The 15798-nt window shown below is 70.4% G+C and carries 14 protein-coding genes; 10 read left to right on the plus strand and 4 right to left on the minus strand.

Translation table 11 applies throughout. From position 1 onward, the window contains the following. Positions 1-55: 55 nt before the first annotated feature. The 3 genes from ACZ592_RS37745 to ACZ592_RS37755 all read left to right on the plus strand — a co-directional run bounded on the left by ACZ592_RS37745 (position 56) and on the right by ACZ592_RS37755 (position 3147). Positions 56-670, plus strand: a complete 615-nt coding sequence (locus ACZ592_RS37745) for a class I SAM-dependent methyltransferase (RefSeq protein ID WP_471586273.1) — start codon at positions 56-58, stop codon at positions 668-670. Between the two features lie 364 nt (positions 671-1034). Beyond that, positions 1035-1688 carry a hypothetical protein gene (locus tag ACZ592_RS37750; protein ID WP_471586274.1) on the plus strand — a complete coding sequence of 218 codons (654 nt, stop codon included), beginning with the start codon at positions 1035-1037 and terminating at the stop codon, positions 1686-1688. 277 nt (positions 1689-1965) lie between these two features. Then, positions 1966-3147 (plus strand): hypothetical protein, encoded by a 1182-nt coding sequence (locus ACZ592_RS37755; RefSeq protein ID WP_471586275.1) that lies wholly within the window; start codon positions 1966-1968, stop codon positions 3145-3147. A gap of 135 nt (positions 3148-3282) precedes the next feature. Here ACZ592_RS37755 and ACZ592_RS37760 read toward each other — a convergent pair whose 3' ends face one another. From ACZ592_RS37760 to ACZ592_RS37775, 4 genes are all read right to left on the minus strand, one after another. After that, the gene (locus ACZ592_RS37760; protein WP_471586276.1) at positions 3283-4491 is read right to left on the minus strand and encodes a PucR-like N-terminal domain-containing protein; all 1209 of its coding nucleotides are present in this window, start codon (positions 4489-4491) and stop codon (positions 3283-3285) included. Positions 4492-4704: 213 nt separating this feature from the next. Further along, positions 4705-5649, minus strand: coding sequence for a hypothetical protein (locus ACZ592_RS37765; protein WP_471586304.1), 945 nt, complete (start codon positions 5647-5649; stop codon positions 4705-4707). A 73-nt stretch (positions 5650-5722) separates the two neighbouring features. Next, positions 5723-7315, minus strand: a complete 1593-nt coding sequence (locus ACZ592_RS37770) for a DUF6801 domain-containing protein (protein ID WP_471586277.1) — start codon at positions 7313-7315, stop codon at positions 5723-5725. A 116-nt stretch (positions 7316-7431) separates the two neighbouring features. After that, positions 7432-8064, minus strand: coding sequence for a hypothetical protein (locus ACZ592_RS37775; RefSeq protein ID WP_471586278.1), 633 nt, complete (start codon positions 8062-8064; stop codon positions 7432-7434). 634 nt (positions 8065-8698) lie between these two features. Here ACZ592_RS37775 and ACZ592_RS37780 point away from each other — a divergent pair. Genes ACZ592_RS37780 through ACZ592_RS37810 form a run of 7 tightly spaced genes read left to right on the plus strand, consistent with a single transcriptional unit; the run spans position 8699 to position 15780 of the window. Beyond that, entirely contained in the window at positions 8699-9745 is a 1047-nt protein-coding gene (locus ACZ592_RS37780) for an ABC transporter ATP-binding protein (protein WP_471586279.1), read from the plus strand. Further along, positions 9742-10506 (plus strand): MlaE family ABC transporter permease, encoded by a 765-nt coding sequence (locus ACZ592_RS37785; protein WP_471586280.1) that lies wholly within the window; start codon positions 9742-9744, stop codon positions 10504-10506. The genes ACZ592_RS37780 and ACZ592_RS37785 overlap by 4 nt, the downstream gene beginning before the upstream one ends. Positions 10507-10511: 5 nt before the next feature. After that, positions 10512-11318 (plus strand): MlaE family ABC transporter permease, encoded by an 807-nt coding sequence (locus ACZ592_RS37790; RefSeq protein ID WP_471586281.1) that lies wholly within the window; start codon positions 10512-10514, stop codon positions 11316-11318. A gap of 1 nt (position 11319) precedes the next feature. Continuing rightward, positions 11320-12573 carry an MCE family protein gene (locus ACZ592_RS37795; protein WP_471586282.1) on the plus strand — a complete coding sequence of 418 codons (1254 nt, stop codon included), beginning with the start codon at positions 11320-11322 and terminating at the stop codon, positions 12571-12573. Then, positions 12570-13628, plus strand: a complete 1059-nt coding sequence (locus ACZ592_RS37800; protein WP_471586283.1) for an MCE family protein — start codon at positions 12570-12572, stop codon at positions 13626-13628. The genes ACZ592_RS37795 and ACZ592_RS37800 overlap by 4 nt, the downstream gene beginning before the upstream one ends. Beyond that, entirely contained in the window at positions 13625-14728 is a 1104-nt protein-coding gene (locus tag ACZ592_RS37805) for an MCE family protein (RefSeq protein ID WP_471586284.1), read from the plus strand. Before ACZ592_RS37800 ends, ACZ592_RS37805 begins: the two co-directional genes overlap by 4 nt. Beyond that, positions 14725-15780: an MCE family protein gene (locus ACZ592_RS37810; RefSeq protein ID WP_471586285.1), complete on the plus strand. Its 1056-nt coding sequence runs from the start codon at positions 14725-14727 to the stop codon at positions 15778-15780. Before ACZ592_RS37805 ends, ACZ592_RS37810 begins: the two co-directional genes overlap by 4 nt. The last annotated feature ends 18 nt before the right edge of the window (positions 15781-15798 follow it).

Here is a 15798-nt window from a genome sequence, read left to right on the forward strand (position 1 = left end):
CGGACACGGGGCGGGTGTGAGCCGGGCGTCGGGCTGCTCACCTACGCTGTTGACCATGAACCGTTGGCAAGAACTGACCGGTGGGACGTCCGGAGAGGACTACGCCGCCCGTTTCGCGGCGCTGGCCGGCAGTGGCAAGGACATGCACGGTGAGGCACGGCTGTGCGCAGCCCTCGTGCCCACCGGGGCGCGGGTACTGGATGCCGGGTGCGGTACCGGCCGGGTCATGATCCGGTTGGCGGAGCTCGGGTACGACTGCGTCGGCGTCGATCTCGATGCCTCCATGCTGGCCGTGGCGCGCGAGCGGGCGCCGGAGCTTTCCTGGATCCGGGCGGACCTGGCCGCACTCGACGCGGCCGACCTGCATGGCGCCGCGGACTTCGACCTCGTGGTCGCCGCGGGCAACATCTTCCCGCTCCTTGCCGCGGGCACAGAGGCGACGGTGATCAGCCGCTTGGCCGCGACCCTGCGCCCGGGCGGTCTCTTGGTCGCCGGATTCGGCCTGGACGAAGCTCATTTGCCGGTACCGCCCGCCATCACCCTGCCCGAGTACGACGACCACTGCGCGGCGGCCGGTCTCGCGCTCGTCGACCGCTTCGCGACGTGGGACGCCCATCCCTATGAGGGCGGTGGCTACGCCGTCAGCGTCCATCGGCTCCACGGCGGCTGAGGGCCCGGTCGGGCGAGCACACGCACACGTAAGCCGGAGAGTCCTCTGCGCGGGCAGCAGCCCGCGAGCTCAGTGAGGAGCTGGTAGTCGGCGAGCTCTGTGGCAGTGGACGTTCACTCCTGACAGCCAGGCGGTTTCCGATCGGTATCTCGCTCGTGCCTCGACGTCTGGGCAGGAGCGGTGTCCATGAACCGGGGCAGCGGAACGAGGCGTCGGCCGGTGGCCGAGTGGGGAACCTGCCCCACGAGACGGCGGCCGTGGCCGCGGGCTGGACCCACTGATTCCCCATAAACAACGTGCGGCAAGGCCCAGTTCACCGGCAGGCACCACGCGCGGCCCGGCGCAGCACGTGATGATGAGGCCCATGACACCGATCACGAGCATCGACCTCACTGGATTCACGGAGCGGGAGCCCGGGGTCTGGACCGACGAGCAAGGGCTCGTCCTCTCCGTGCACTTCTTCGATCTCGTTCCTGATCTGCCCGCCCCGCTCGATGAGTTCGACCGGCTCCGCCACGGGCTGGCCCTGTCCACTGCCCACGCCGGCGCGGGCCTGATCGAAGCCACGCCCGGCCACGTGGGGACCCTCCCCGCCGTCCGGCAACTCGTCAAAGTGCCGCGGCCGGGCGGCCACGGTCTGGTGTTCATCGGCTCGTGGACGGTGCCGCGGGCCCGATGCAGCACCGTGGTGAAGGTCCAGGCGGCCGAAGGCCCGATAACCGGAGCTCGCGAAGCCGTTGTCCTCGGGCGGCTCGACCCGTCGCAGTACTTCCTCCCCCATCCGTACGGCCCGGACATCGCAGGCGGCCTCCCGTACCACGTGGGTGACCACGAGCAGTGGGACGCCGAGTTCCCTGACCACCCGCTCACGCGCGTACGGACCACGCTGGAGCGGATCACCCCCACTCTGACCCTGCACGGCACCTTCACCGCGCTGCCGCCCTTCGCCTCCCCGAGCGACCAGGAGACCCACAGCTCCAACTCCCGCGCCCGCCGCTGGTTCCGACGCCGGGGCTGAGCAGGACCGAGGACGGTGTGCTTCCGGCGTCGGCCACGGTTCCACCACGAGCGCGGGACCCTGCTCGCGCAGGACCTGCCCCACGCGTGACAAGCTGCTTCCGGCGCCGGCAGCAGACCAGGGGCGGCGCGCGAAGGTGTGGCGGGAGAGGGGAAGGCGCGTGCACCGTGCTCGTGAGAGGGACACGCATGGTGAAGCCGTCCGGCGGCACGTCGGGCCGCCCCACGATGTCGGCGGCGATCTGACCTGCTGGACGTGCACGGCGCCTGTCGGTCCCGTGCGGGCCGACCCGCTCGTGGGCAGCCCGGTGCAGGCGCGGTACCGGCTCCTCGGCCGCGACCACGATGAGACGTGCCCGCTCAATCCGGACACCGTCACCCAGGACATCGCCCACGGGTCGTGCGGCCTTGCCGACGTGGACGCGCGCGGCGTGCTGCGGCTTGATCTGCCCCGTCGACTGGACGAGGTGCCCTCGCCGGCGGGGCGGGGCGCCGACGACGCCCCCGCGGGCGAGTCCGTGCGCGACGCGGTCACCACGGTCACGCCCCTGCTCCCGCCCGCGGTGGACACCGCAGCGCGGATCGCCCGGTTTCTCCAACTCCACGCCTTCGAGCCCGAGATCGTCTCGCGGTTCCTCGTCCGGCCACCCGGCGGTCGGCCCATGCCGTGGACGGACTTCTGCCACGGCCCGCGGCACGACTCGTACGCCCGGCTCTTCGCGCGGCTTCGGACGAGGCCTGTGCTCCCGCACCCGGTCGCTGTGCTCGGCACGGTCGAGCGCGTCAGCCGGGACAGCAACTACAGCCCGTTCGTCCAGCTCGCCGTCAACGTTCCCTCCCGGGCGGGACAGTTCCATGTGACGATCCGCTCCGGCTCCGCGAGTCTGACGGAGCCCCTGACCGTCGGAACTCACGTCCTGGCGGTCGGGGGCTGGGAGATCTACGCCGGTGGCTCCACGCCCGCGTTGCGTCTGTGGACCGACACCCACTGGCGGCTGGCCTACTGGCGGGAGAACGAGGACGGCACCGCCGGCCCGCCGCGCTGCCCCGCCCCGGTGACGGCCGAGCACCAGGACCTGGACCGCTGGCGGGAGCCGGTCGCGGACACCGACCGCACCGTACCCACGCCGGGCCCGGCGCCATCGCCACCTCCCGCGCCCCCGGTGCCGACACCGACAACCCCGGCTCCCGCACCCCCGGTGCCGACACCGACAACCCCGGCTCCCGCACCCCCCGGCCTCCTGACGCCATCGGCCGACGACGCGCCCCAGGAGGAGCAGGCCGTGGCCGAGGAACGGCCCGCGTCTCCCGCATCGCCGGTGCCCACCGCTCCACCCGTGCCGCCTGGTCCGGCCCCCGTGACGCCCGTGATCGCTGCCCCGGAAAGCGAGAACGTGGACAGGCCGGTGCGCCGCCACGGCCTCGTGCCGCGCTTCCTGCGGCGGCAACGGCGCTCGTGACGCTGCCCGCGGCAGCGGCCGGCCACGGCATTGTCGACCCCGAGGCCGACCACGAGCGTGGTCTCGACGAGGAGGGGGGAGGAGAGGAGGGGGGAGGAGAGGAGGGGCGAGGCCAAGCCGTGCCCGTGGCCCTTCCTACTCCCCGGTTTCGCGGGAGAGCAGGTGCAGGGCGCGCAGTGCGGCCTCCAGGGCGAAGCGGTGGTCGGGGTCGGCGAGGCGGTCGCCCAGCAGGACGTCCAGGTTGCGGAGACGGTAGCGGACCGTCTGGGCGTGCACACCCAGCATCTCGCCGACCTGTTCCGCCGGTGCCCGCGTGGAGACGTGCACGCGCAGGGTTTCCACGAGCCGGTCGCGGCGGTTGGCCGGCAGGTGGTCGATCGGGGCCAGCTCCCGGGCCGCGAGGTGGGTCACGAGCGCCGGGTCCGACAGCAGCCAGAGCGTCACCAGGTGGTCCTCGCAGCGGACCAGGGGAGCGTCGGCGACGACCCCTTCGTCGATCAGCTGGAGCATCCGTCGCGCCCAGCGGATGGAGTCGGCGGCCTGGGCCGGCGGCATGGTCGGCCCCACCACGGCGTGCGTGCCCGCCAGAGCCGCGTCGAGCATCTCCAGGCGCTCCGGGGTGAGAGGGCCGGGCACCAGCAGGTGCGGCTGCGGGATGTCCAGGTCCAGGAGGACGTCGTCGGCGAGCACCGCCTCCAGGCGCTCGGGCACCGGTGTGCGCAGGGCGATCATGGTGACGTCCGCGGGCAGGTGCCAGGCGGCGGCTTCGCAGAGCGCGGTGAGCGTCTGGGGCAGCGGGGGCGCGGCGAGGATGAGGTGGAGCAGTCGTCTGCGCCGTGCCGGGACCTCGGAGAAGGCCCGGGACTGCACCTCGACGTAGCCCTCGCGGGAGATCTGCTCCAGTTCGTCGACGTAGGCGAACAGCGCGTCGGCGAAGGCGAGGATCAGGGCGGGGGAGAGCCGGTACTGTCGGCCCACCGCCTTGACGCGGCGCAGCGCGATGCGGGCGCCGAGCCGGTAGGCCCCCCGGAGGGTCTCCAGCGCGCGTCCCTCGTAGGCCTCCACGCGGCCGAACTTGCGCAGCAGTTCGTCACGGAGCGCGGCGTTCTTGCCGGGCTCGGCGACACGGTCCACGAAGGCGGACAGGGCCTGCTCGACGCCCTGCCGGATGGGCTCGGCGTTGGGGCCGTTGAGCAGCCGCCCGTACACGGGGTAGGCCCGAGTGACCTCGGCGCCGATCTCCTTCATGAGGCCGGGTAACTCCGGTCTCATGTAGACGGCGAACTCCTTGGGGATGGGTTCCAGCGGTTCACCGACTTCGGGTGGTCGCGTGGATGAAGGCATGAGTGCCGTCCCTTGCTCTTCGGTGCCCAGGATGCACCGGTCGTGTGCTCCGGTACGTCACGGGGGAGGCACACGACCGGTCTTGAGGTGGCGCGTGTCTGGGCTGTTGAAGCTAAATCAAGTTTCATGGGACGTACACAGTTCGTGCACATTTCAGTGGCGTGGGGCGGCGTATGGCTGCTGGGACGGCTGAGAACCGCCGTCGCGCGGCCATTAATCGACGGCGGAGTGCCAGTTGTGCGAGAGGCGCTTGCCCGCGTCGGGGGCGAAGGTGCCGGGGGCGGTCAGGCCGCCGAGGTACGTCTGGGCGTTGTTGAGCGTCAGGCTGTTCTTGCCGGTGGCGGAGGGCAGCCCGGTCTTGGCGTTGACCGCCGCGTCGATGAGGCCGAACAGGCCGAGACCACAGCCGCTGGCGCCGGGCACGGCGAAGGCGCTGTCGTTCTGCGCGGCCCCGGTGAGGTTGATGCGGCTCATCTCGCCGTCGTCGGCGGCCGTGCCGTCCCCCTGGAAGAACGACATTCCGAACTCGGGGAACTGCAGGTTCTTGGGGCGCAGCACGATGGGCTTGGCGGCGGTGCCGATGTAGCACTTGCTGCCGAGGAACGGGTTCTCCAGACGGATGCGGACCGGTATGGCGACGATCGGCTTGTCGGCGACGATGCCGGCGGTCTGGTCGAAGTCGTAGGGGGTGCCCGCGGACTCCACCGTCGCCGTGATCTTGTTGAGGGAGCTGTTGTCGAGCTGCTTGCAGATCTCGGTGATCGCGGGGACGTTGCTCGGGCACATCAGCCCCAGCAGACCTCCGGGGACGGTCGCGGAGTCGGCGACCAGGGCACCGCCGGACGGTGCCACCACGGAGCTGGTCCCGTCCGAGTTCTGGATGACCCCCATCTGGAGGCTGGTGCGGCCCGTGGGCACGGTGGTCTTGCCGAGTTTGATGGAGCCGTTCGGCGAGGTGGACACCACGCACTGCGGAGTCTTGGCCAGCCCGTCGGCGGCCAGCATCACCGGGGCGTCCACGGGACAGCGGGTGAAGGGCGCCCACTCGCCGTTCGGCGTGGTGGCCGCGGTGGCGGTGCCCATGGAGGCGAAGACACCGAGCGCGGTGCCGAGGGTGGTGACGGTGGTGGCGACTCTGGCGCCTAGAGAAATCCGCATCATGTGGCCTTCCGGGTCGGGGAGTTGAGAGACGGGGAGGTCGGGAGGGAGGTCAGGAGGGCGGGGGAGGTGCTCATCTTTCGGCTACGGGGACCTTGCGGGGCTGGGCGTCCTCGGTGCACTCGTCGGGGTTGAGCTCGTCGGCCGAGACGAAGCAGGTCTGGCCCTGGATCTGCTTGACGTAGTTGCCGGGGCCGGAGACCGAGGCGGTGAGCAGGCGGTCGAGGTTCTCACCGTCGGCGGTGCCGCAGCCTGTGAACGCGGGGATGGTGACCTTGCCGGTCAAGGGACCGCCGGACAGCAACAGGTAGCCGGTGGCGGGCTCGCCGGTGGTCTGTTCGCCCCTGCCGTGCAGGACCAGGTGGTCGCCGGGGTACTTCGCCGGTTCCGGGTCGGGGGAGGCGAGGGACGACTTGGTGCGGCACTTCGATCCGACGTCCAGGCGGGTGCCGTTGACCTTCAGCGACGTCACCCGGAGCACGAGCGGTGCCCGCACGTAGGTGTCCGTGCTGGTGAACAGGAAGTCGGTGGTGCCGTGCGAGTCGATGGTCATCGGACCCGCCTGCTCCAGCACCATCGTGGCCGTCGTGGGGGTGAAGTCGAAGGTCAGGAAGGTCGCCTCGAAGGGCGGGGTCCGCTGGCGCTGCCGGTGGTAGAGGTCGGCGGTGGAGTGCTGGGTGATGGTGGCGCCGCTCATGTCCGGGAAGAACACGAACTCGGGCTCCCCCTGGGTGATGAGGGTGCAGAACGGCGGGATCAGCGCCGCGCCGTCGAGCTTGTTCACGTTGGAGTAGCCGGTGAGATAGGAGTTCAGCGACATCGGTCCGGCCGGGTGCTTCTCGTCGTACAGGCAGGACGGCGCGGCGGCGCGGCGGTCGGCGCCGCCGCCGGAGCCCGGTTCGTCGACCTTCGGGGCCCCCGCGCCGCCGCGGCCCGCGGGGTCCTTGTCCGACGGCCCCGGTGTGCCGGAGGCCGAAGGTGTGCCGGAGGGTGATCCGGACGGCGACCCGCTCGGGGTGCCCGGGCCGCCTTCGTCGTCGGTGCCGACCGTGACGCCGGCCAGGCGGCCCTTGTCCGGGGCGTCCTCGTCGAGGGAGCAGTCGACGGTGACCGTGGCGGGGTCGGTTGCCCCGCCGTCCGCCTTCGCCAGCGCGAGGTCGAGGGAGAAGTCCCCCGCAGTCATGGTCAGTTGGCCCGCACTCTGTCCGGTCACCGAGGGGACGTCCCCCGTGGCGGTCAGGGTCAGCGGTCCCGTCGAGGGCAGGGCCGTGGGCTCGGTGTCGCCGCGCCAGGTCGCCTCGGCGGTGGCCTCGCCCTGGGCGACGCCGACCGTGAGCCGGGCAGCCGCCCGGGCCTCGGCCGCGCCCAGCGCCGTGAGGTCCGCCACCGCCTGTTCCGGCAGCGCGACGGTCGTGGTCACGTCCTCGGGTTCGATGGGCTCGCCGGCCGCCACCCGTTCAGGGAGGGCCGCCGAGATCCGTACCTCCGTGGCGTGCTTCCCGGAGGGGAACAGGCATACGTAGGGGAGTGCGGCGTCGATCTTCTGCGTACCGGATGCCCCGGCCGCCGCGGGCACGGTGGCCGCCAGCACGACGAACGCGGCGATGGCCGCGGCCCGGGCGCGGCTGCGGACCGTCCGTCGGACGGCGATACGGGGGCCTGTCATCTCTCACTCCGCTCGGGGTTGTGCCACGTCCGGACGGCCGACGGCTGCCGCCGTGTGCGGGCGGGCCGCACGCCCGGCCGGGATCACCGGCCGGACGGCGTCGAGCCGCGCTCTGCCTACGGGTTGGATCCGACGATCTTCGGGATGGTGGACGTGCCCGTGACCTTGACCGCGTACTTGCCCTTGAAGGTGGGCTTGGTGGCGGTGGTGACCACGCTGCCGCAGCCGGAGGCCGAGGTGACGGCCAGGTCGCCGGTCACACTGGCGACCTCGAGGATGCCGGTGGAGTTGGTGTAGGTGCCGGTCGCCTTGCCCTGCACGTTGAAGACGCAGGCACCCGCGGTCACCTTCGCCTTGACGTTGCCGACGTAGCCCTTCGTCACACCGGTCGAGGCGGTGTAGTCCTGGGCGACGACGGTCCAGGGGGTGGTCGCGATGGTCGTGACGTTGCCCAGGACGCTGGTGCACGGCGAGCCGCTGGTGCCGAAGTTGATGGCGTTGATGTTGCCCACCGTCGCCGGGTTGCCGGTGGCGCTGGCCATCGTGCCGGAGGCGCTGGACGTCGTACACGTCATCGGGATGTTCGCGGTCAGCACGATGTTCCCGCTGTTGGTCGCCGAGAAGTTGGCCGGCGACGGAGTGACGGTCCAGACCGTGGAGGGGACGGCCGAGGCGGGGGCGACGGCCATGACGAAGGAGGCGGCGCCCGCGCCCGCCACGACGGCGATTCTTGTCAGGGACTTCTTCATGTTTTGGGGACTCCCTTTGTGGATTGACCGGCAGAGGGGGACCGCATCCGTACTCGTGGAGCGGAAGAACGGGCGGTCCGCGGCTCGGAAATCCTCGACCGCGAGCCATGACGTTACTTGCGGGAAACTTAGGCGAACAATGGCGTCGACCATGATTCTTTCGGGAAGCCGCCATGGCTGTTCCTCAGGTGAGCAGTCCGGGGCCCCGCTTAGTCATTCGCTGCTAAAAAGATATCGCTGCCGGAGCTGACGGGGCGTCAACTTCGCGTGTGAGGCCCGCATTGCTCACCGGGTGACAAAGGTGAGCCGAATACTTGTCACCGCGATGACAAGGGTGCGGGGGGATTGGCTCAAACCTGCGTGAATTTCGGATCCGTCTCTTGCCCGCTCAGGTTACTCAGCCGTAGCGTGCCGGACACGGCGCTGATCTCCTGGTGGGGCCCCCTACCGAGGAGGCGTGACGGATGGCCCGCCCGGCCTTGCCCTCCTGCGGGGCGGACATCCGTCGGCAGGGCCCGTGCGACGCCCCGCCCCCGGGAGTCGTACGGCCCTGCCCCGCACCCCGCTCACCCAGTCCGCGACGTACTGGACATGCGCTCCGCAGTGCATGCTGCCCACCCGCTTTGGAGGTGATATGGGAATAGAAGTGGTGGTCGAAGGTCTCACCAAGTCCTTCGGCACGCAGAAGATCTGGCAGGACGTGAGTCTCACGCTGCCGGCCGGAGAAGTCAGCGTCATGCTCGGTCCTTCCGGTACCGGAAAGACCGTGTTTCTCAAGTCGCTCATCGGTCTTTTGAAGCCGGAGCGCGGCCGTGTCCTCATCGATGGTGTCGACATGGCGAACAGCCCCGAACGCGATATCTACGAGACGCGCAAAAAATTTGGTCTCATGTTCCAGGACGGCGCCCTTTTCGGTTCCATGTCGCTCTTCGACAACATCGCCTTTCCCTTGCGGGAGCACACCAGGAAGAAGGAGTCGGAGATCCGCCGCATCGTCATGGAGCGGATCGACGTCGTCGGACTGCTGGGCGCCGAGGGCAAACTGCCGGGGGAGATCAGCGGCGGCATGCGCAAACGGGCCGGGCTGGCCCGCGCGCTCGTGCTCGACCCGCAGATCATCCTGTGCGACGAACCCGACTCCGGGCTCGACCCCGTCCGTACCGCCTACCTCTCCCAGTTGCTGATCGACCTGAACGCGCAGATCGACGCGACGATGCTGATCGTCACCCACAACCTCGACATCGCCGCCACGGTCCCCGACAACATGGGCATGCTCTTCCGGCGCGAACTGGTCACCTTCGGGCCGCGCGAGGTGCTCCTGACCAGCGAGGAGCCGGTCGTGGCGCAATTCCTCGCCGGCCGCCGCGAGGGCCCGATCGGCATGTCGGAGGAGAAGGACGCCGCCACCCTGGCCGCCGAGGCCGCGGGATCGCGGGGCGCCGAAGGACCGCGGCAGATCATCCCCCAGCTGGAGCCGTCCCCCGGGCTTCCGCCGCGCCGCGCGGTCACCCGCCGCCGGGAACGGGTCCTCGGCATGCTCGACCGGCTGCCGCCCGCCGCCCGCACCGCCATCGAGCGCACGTACGCGGCCCTCCCCGCGGGCGGCGCCGCCGGCAAGCCCGGTACGCACGGCACCACCACCGTGCCGCTCCCGACGCCTGCCACCGGGAGCGGTACATGATCACCGGCGCCCTGCGGCAGACCGGTCGGCTCTTCGCGCTCGCCGCCGAGGTGGCCCGTGCGATCTTCCGACGGCCTTTCCAGTTCCGGGAGTTCGTGGAGCAGTTCTGGTTCATCGCCAGTGTCACGCTCCTGCCCGCGGCCCTGGTCTCGATCCCCTTCGGCGCCGTGATCGCCCTCCAGGTCGGCTCGCTCACCCAGCAGTTGGGCGCCCAGTCCTTCACCGGCGGCGCCAGCGTGCTGGCCGTCGTGCAGCAGGCCAGCCCGTTGATCGTGGCGCTGTTGATCGCGGGCGCGGCCGGCTCCGCCATCTGTGCCGACCTCGGCTCGCGGACCATCCGCGAGGAGCTGGACGCCATGGAGGTCATGGGCGTCTCACCGGTGCAACGCCTGGTGGTGCCCAGGGTCCTGGCCACCATGGGCGTCGCGGTCCTGCTCAACGGCCTGGTCTCCGTGGTCGGCATCCTCGGGGGGTACGCCTTCAACGTCTTCCTCCAGGACGGCACCCCCGGCGCGTACCTCTCCAGCTTCTCCGCCCTGGCCCAGCTCTCCGACCTCTACATCAGCGAGCTCAAGGCCCTGGTGTTCGGATTCATCGCCGGTGTCGTCGCCGCCTACCGCGGCCTGAACCCGCGCGGCGGTCCCAAGGGCGTCGGCGATGCCGTCAACCAGTCCGTCGTCATCACCTTCATGCTCCTCTTCTTCGTCAACATGGTGATGACGGCCGTCTACCTCCAGCTCGTTCCGCCGAAGGGAGGCTGACGTTCGTGGCCTCCCCGCTCACCTGGCTCGACCGCTCCGGCGACCAACTCCTCTTCTACGTACGCTCCCTGCTCTGGATCCCGCGCACTCTGCGGCGCTATCTCAAAGAGGTGCAGCGCCTCCTCGCCGAGGTCGCCTTCGGCACCGGAGGACTCGGGGTCATCGGCGGCACCATCGGCGTGATGATCGCGATGACCCTGTTCACGGGGACCGTCGTGGGACTCCAGGGCTACGCGGCCCTCGACCAGATCGGCACCGCGGCCTTCACCGGGTTCGTCTCCGCGTACTTCAACACCCGTGAGATCGCCCCGCTCGTCGCCGGACTCGCCCTCTCCGCGACCGTCGGCGCCGGCTTCACCGCACAGCTGGGCGCCATGCGCATCAACGAGGAGGTCGACGCCCTCGAAGGCATGGGCATCCGCTCCCTGCCGTACCTGGTCACCACCCGCATCATCGCCGGCGTCGTCGCCATCATCCCGCTCTACGCGATCGGGCTGCTCTCCTCCTACCTGGCATCGCGCTACGTCACGGTCCTCTTCAACGGCCAGTCCCGCGGCACGTACGACCACTACTTCAACCTGTTCCTCTCACCCACGGACGTGCTGCTCTCCGTCCTGAAGGTGCTGATCTTCAGCGTGATGGTGATCGTCGCCCATTGCTACTACGGCTACCGCGCCTCCGGCGGTCCTGCCGGCGTCGGTGTGGCCGTCGGCCGGTCGGTGCGCAACGCCATCGTGCTGATCAGCGTCACCGACTTCTTCCTGTCGCTGGCCCTGTGGGGCGCCACCACGACCGTGAAGGTGGCGGGCTGACATGAGCGGCGCACGAGGCGCGACGGCGCGCCGCCGGTTCGCCGGCGTGGTCTTCCTGGTGGTCCCCGCCCTGCTCGTGTGGCTGGCGATCGCCGTCTACGACAAGAAGTTCACCGACTCCGACCCGGTCGTCGTGGAGACCGGCAGCGTCGGCAACGAGATGCACAAGGGCGCCGAGGTGAAGCTGCGCGGCGTCGTCGTCGGTGAGGTCCGCTCCATCGACGCCACCGACGACGGCGCCCGGCTGAACCTCGCCCTGCGCCCCGGAACCCTCGCCCGGATACCGGCCGACGTACGCGCCCAGATGCTGCCGACCACCCTGTTCGGTGAACGCTTCGTCGCCCTCGTACCGCCCCCGTCGCCCGCCGCGCGGTCGCTGGCCGCAGGCGCCGTCATCCCGCAGGACCGCTCCGCGAGCGCCGTGGAACTCCAGCAGGTCCTTGACAACGTGCTGCCCATGCTCACCGCTGTCCGGCCGCAGGACCTCTCCGCCACCCTGTCCGCCGTGTCCCAGGCCCTGGAAGGCCGCGGCGACCGGCTCGGCGAGACCCTCACCCTGCTCGACGCGCACCTGCGGAAGTTCAACCCCCACCTGCCGACCCTCAACCGCGATCTGAAAGAGCTCGTGAAGGTCAGTCACGTCTACGCCGACGCCGCACCCGACATCCTCACGGCCCTCACCGACTTCACCACCACCACCGGCACCCTGGCCGAGAAGGAGAGCGAACTGTCCGGCACCCTCGGCGCCACCACCAGGACGGCCGAGGACCTGACCGCCTTCCTGCGGCAGAACGAGGACAACATCATCCGCCTCTCCGCCGCCTCCCGGCCCACCCTGGAACTGCTCGCCGAGTACTCCTCGGCCTTCCCCTGCACCCTGCGCACCCTCGCCGACTTCGTCCCGGCCATGGACAAGGCCCTGGGCAAGGGCACCGACCGGCCAGGACTGCGCGTCGACGTCACGACCGTGCCCTCCCGCGGCGCCTACCGCCCCGGCCGGGACGCGCCCTCCTACGGTGCGGGCGGCGGTCCTCGCTGCTATCCCGTGCCCTACCTCGGCGTCACCGCGAAACCGGCCGTACAGGCAGCGGCGGTGGCCGGGCAGGACCTCGGTCCCGCCAACTCCCCGCAGGAGAACGACCTCGTCAACGAACTCCTCGCGCCCGCCGCCGGCAAGGCCCCCGCCGCCCTGCCCGAGTGGAGCAGCCTCCTCGCGGGCCCGGCACTGCGCGGCACGGAGGTGACGCTGCGATGACGTCCCGGCGCACCGCCCACACCCGGCGCCGCCCGCTGACAGGACCGGTGCTGAAGTCCCTCGCGTTCCTCGTCGTCACCGCGTTGGCCACGACCGTCCTCGGACTCAGCGTGTCCGGCACCGGCGTCGGCGACGACAGCCTCACCTACAAGGCGCTGTTCACCGACGCCACCGGCGTCATCGACGGCGACAGCGTACGGATCTCCGGGGTCGAGGTCGGCGAGGTCACCGACGTCCGCGTCGTCGACCGTCGTACCGCGCAGGTCACCTTCACCGTCCGCGACGACCGCACCCTGCCCACGTCGACCACGGCCGCCGTGAAGTACCTCAACATGGTCGGGCAGCGCTACATCGCCCTGGACCGGGGCAGCGGCGACCTCACCGGCACCCTCGGGGCCGGCGGCACCATCCCGCTCGGCCGGACCACCCCCGCGCTCGACCTGACCCTGCTCTTCAACGGCTTCAAGCCGCTCTTCGAGGGCCTCTCCCCGAAGGACGTCAACGAACTCGCCGGATCCATCGTGCAGATCCTCCAGGGCGAGGGCGGCACCGTCGACAGCCTCATCCGCCACATCGGCTCCGTCAGCACGACGGTCGCGGCGAAGGACAAGGTGATCGGCAAGCTGGTGAAGAACCTCAACACGGTCCTGACCACCCTCAACGACCGCGAGGACGGCTTCGACGACCTGGTGGACACCCTCCAGAAGCTCGTCACCGGATTCAACGCGGACCGCAAGCCCCTGGGCAAGGCCGTCACGGCCATGGGCGACCTGACCACCGTGACCGCCGATCTTCTCGACGAGGGACGCGCGCCCCTGAAGAAGGACATCCGCGAGCTGGGCCGGCTCTCCGACAACCTCGGCGACGCCACCCCGCAGATCGAGGACTTCCTCGACCGCACCCCCGCCAAGCTGACCGCCCTGGGCCGCCTCTCGTCCTACGGATCCTGGTTCAACCTCTACCTCTGCGAGGCCCGCGTGGACGGAGTGACCACCTCCACCGGCGCGAAGCCGCCGACCGGCATCGCGGTCACCGAAGCGAGGTGCGGCGCATGACCCTGCTGCTGCGGCCCGAACGCCACGACACCCCCGCTCCCGCGCCCCGCCGCTCCCGCCGGCCGCGACTGAAGCCCGTCAAGGAGCGCAACCCGATCACGGTGGCCGTCGTCGGACTGCTCCTGCTGGCGCTGCTCACCGTCTTCGCCTACAACGCCGACCGGCTGTCCCTCACCGGCGGCACCACCACCTACAGCGCCGACTTCACCGAGGCGGCGGGGCTGGACGAGGGGGACGAGGTGCGCGTCGCGGGCGTCAAGGTCGGCGAGGTCACCGGCGTGGCCCTCGACGGCGACCGGGTGAAGGTCACCTTCGACGTGGAGAAGGCCTGGATCGGCGACAAGACGACCGCCGCCATCGCCATCAAGACACTGCTCGGCGACAAGTACCTGGCCCTCGATCCGCTCGGCACCGCGGAACAGGACGCGGGCCACCGCATCCCGAGCTCCAGGACCACCTCGCCGTACGACGTCACCCAGGCCTTCCAGGACCTCGGCTCCACCGTCGACGCCATCGACACCAAACGGCTCGCCGAGAGCTTCGAGACGATCTCGAAGACCTTCGAGAACTCGCCGAGGCATGTCCGCAAGGCGGCCACCGGACTCTCCGACCTGTCGCGCTCCGTCTCCAAGCGAGACAGGGAACTGTCCGAACTCCTCAAGGGAAGCGCCCGGTTCACCAAGACGCTGAAGGAAAAGAAGTCCAGCTTCGAGACGCTCATCGAGGACGCGGGGCCCCTGCTCGGGGAACTCCAGGACCGGCGGAAGGCCATCACCGCCCTGCTGAAGGGCAGCCGCGACCTCGGCACCGAACTGACCGGCCTGGTGGACGACAACGAGAAGCAGCTCGGCCCCACGCTGAAGGCGCTCGGCCGCGTCACCACCGTACTGAAGGAGAACAGCGGTCAGCTGGACCGGACGCTCGCCCTCGTCGGTCCCTACTACCGGCTCGTCGGCAACACCCTCGGCAACGGCCGCTGGTTCGACAGCTATCTGTGCGGAGTGGTGCCCCGCGACTACCTGCCCGCGCAGTCCCAGCCCAAGACGTCGTGCATGCCGCCCAAGCAGTCGACGGCGGCCCGGGGGAGCGGTGAGCGATGAGCAGACGCAGAAGACTCCTCGCGGCCGTGATCGCCCTCACCGTGGTCGCCGCCGGACTCGTCACGGTGCGCGTCCTGGACTCCACCGGCACGCGCGTCACCGCCTACTTCGACCGTGCCGTCGGCATCTACGCGGGCTCCGACCTGCGTATCCTCGGCGTCCGGGTCGGCGAGGTGAAGTCGGTCCACCCCGAAGGCACCCGGGTACGGGTCGAGTTGGCGCTGGACGACGGAGTGCGCGTACCGAAGTCGGCACGGGCCCTGGTGGTCGCGCCCAGCGTCGTCGCCGACCGCTACGTCCAGCTCACCCCGGCCTACCGCTCGGGACCCGCCCTCGCCGACGGCGCCGAACTGCCCGCCTCACGCAACCGCACCCCCGTCGAGATCGACCAGCTCTACTCCTCGATCACCGACCTCAGCGAGGCACTGGGACCGGACGGGGCGAATTCCTCCGGCGCCCTGTCCAAGCTGCTCAAGACCGGTGCCGCCAACCTCGACGGCAACGGCAAGGACATCGGCAGGAGCATCGAGGAGTTCGGCAAGGCCACCAAGACGCTCGACGGCTCCAGCGACGACCTGTTCGCCACACTGCGCAGCCTCCAGACCTTCACCACCATGCTGAAGGACAAGGACACCGACGTACGCACGGCACAGGAGCGGCTGGACACCGTCGTCGGCTACTTCGCCGACAACAAGGACGACCTCGCGGGCGCGTTGGAGGAACTCGGCACCGCCCTCGGCAAGGTGAAGACCTTCATCAAGGACAACCGGGGCGAGTTGAAGGGGAACGTCGAACGGCTCGTCCCGATCACCCGGACCCTGGTCCGCCAGCGCAGCGCACTGGCCGAGGCTCTGGACGTCGCCCCGCTCGCCGCGGACAACCTCGTCGGCGCCTACGACAAGGACACCGGCAGGATCGACGGCCGCGCCAACCTCAACGAGATCAGCATGGGCGGCCCGCTGCTGCCCCTGCCGGCGACCGGCGGCTCCACGCCCTCACCCCCGGCCTCCTCACCGGCCTCCCCTCCGGCCGCCGGGGAGGGAGAGCGGTGAAGCGCGTCGTACGCCGCA

Source organism: Streptomyces sp. NPDC040622 (assembly GCF_055593965.1).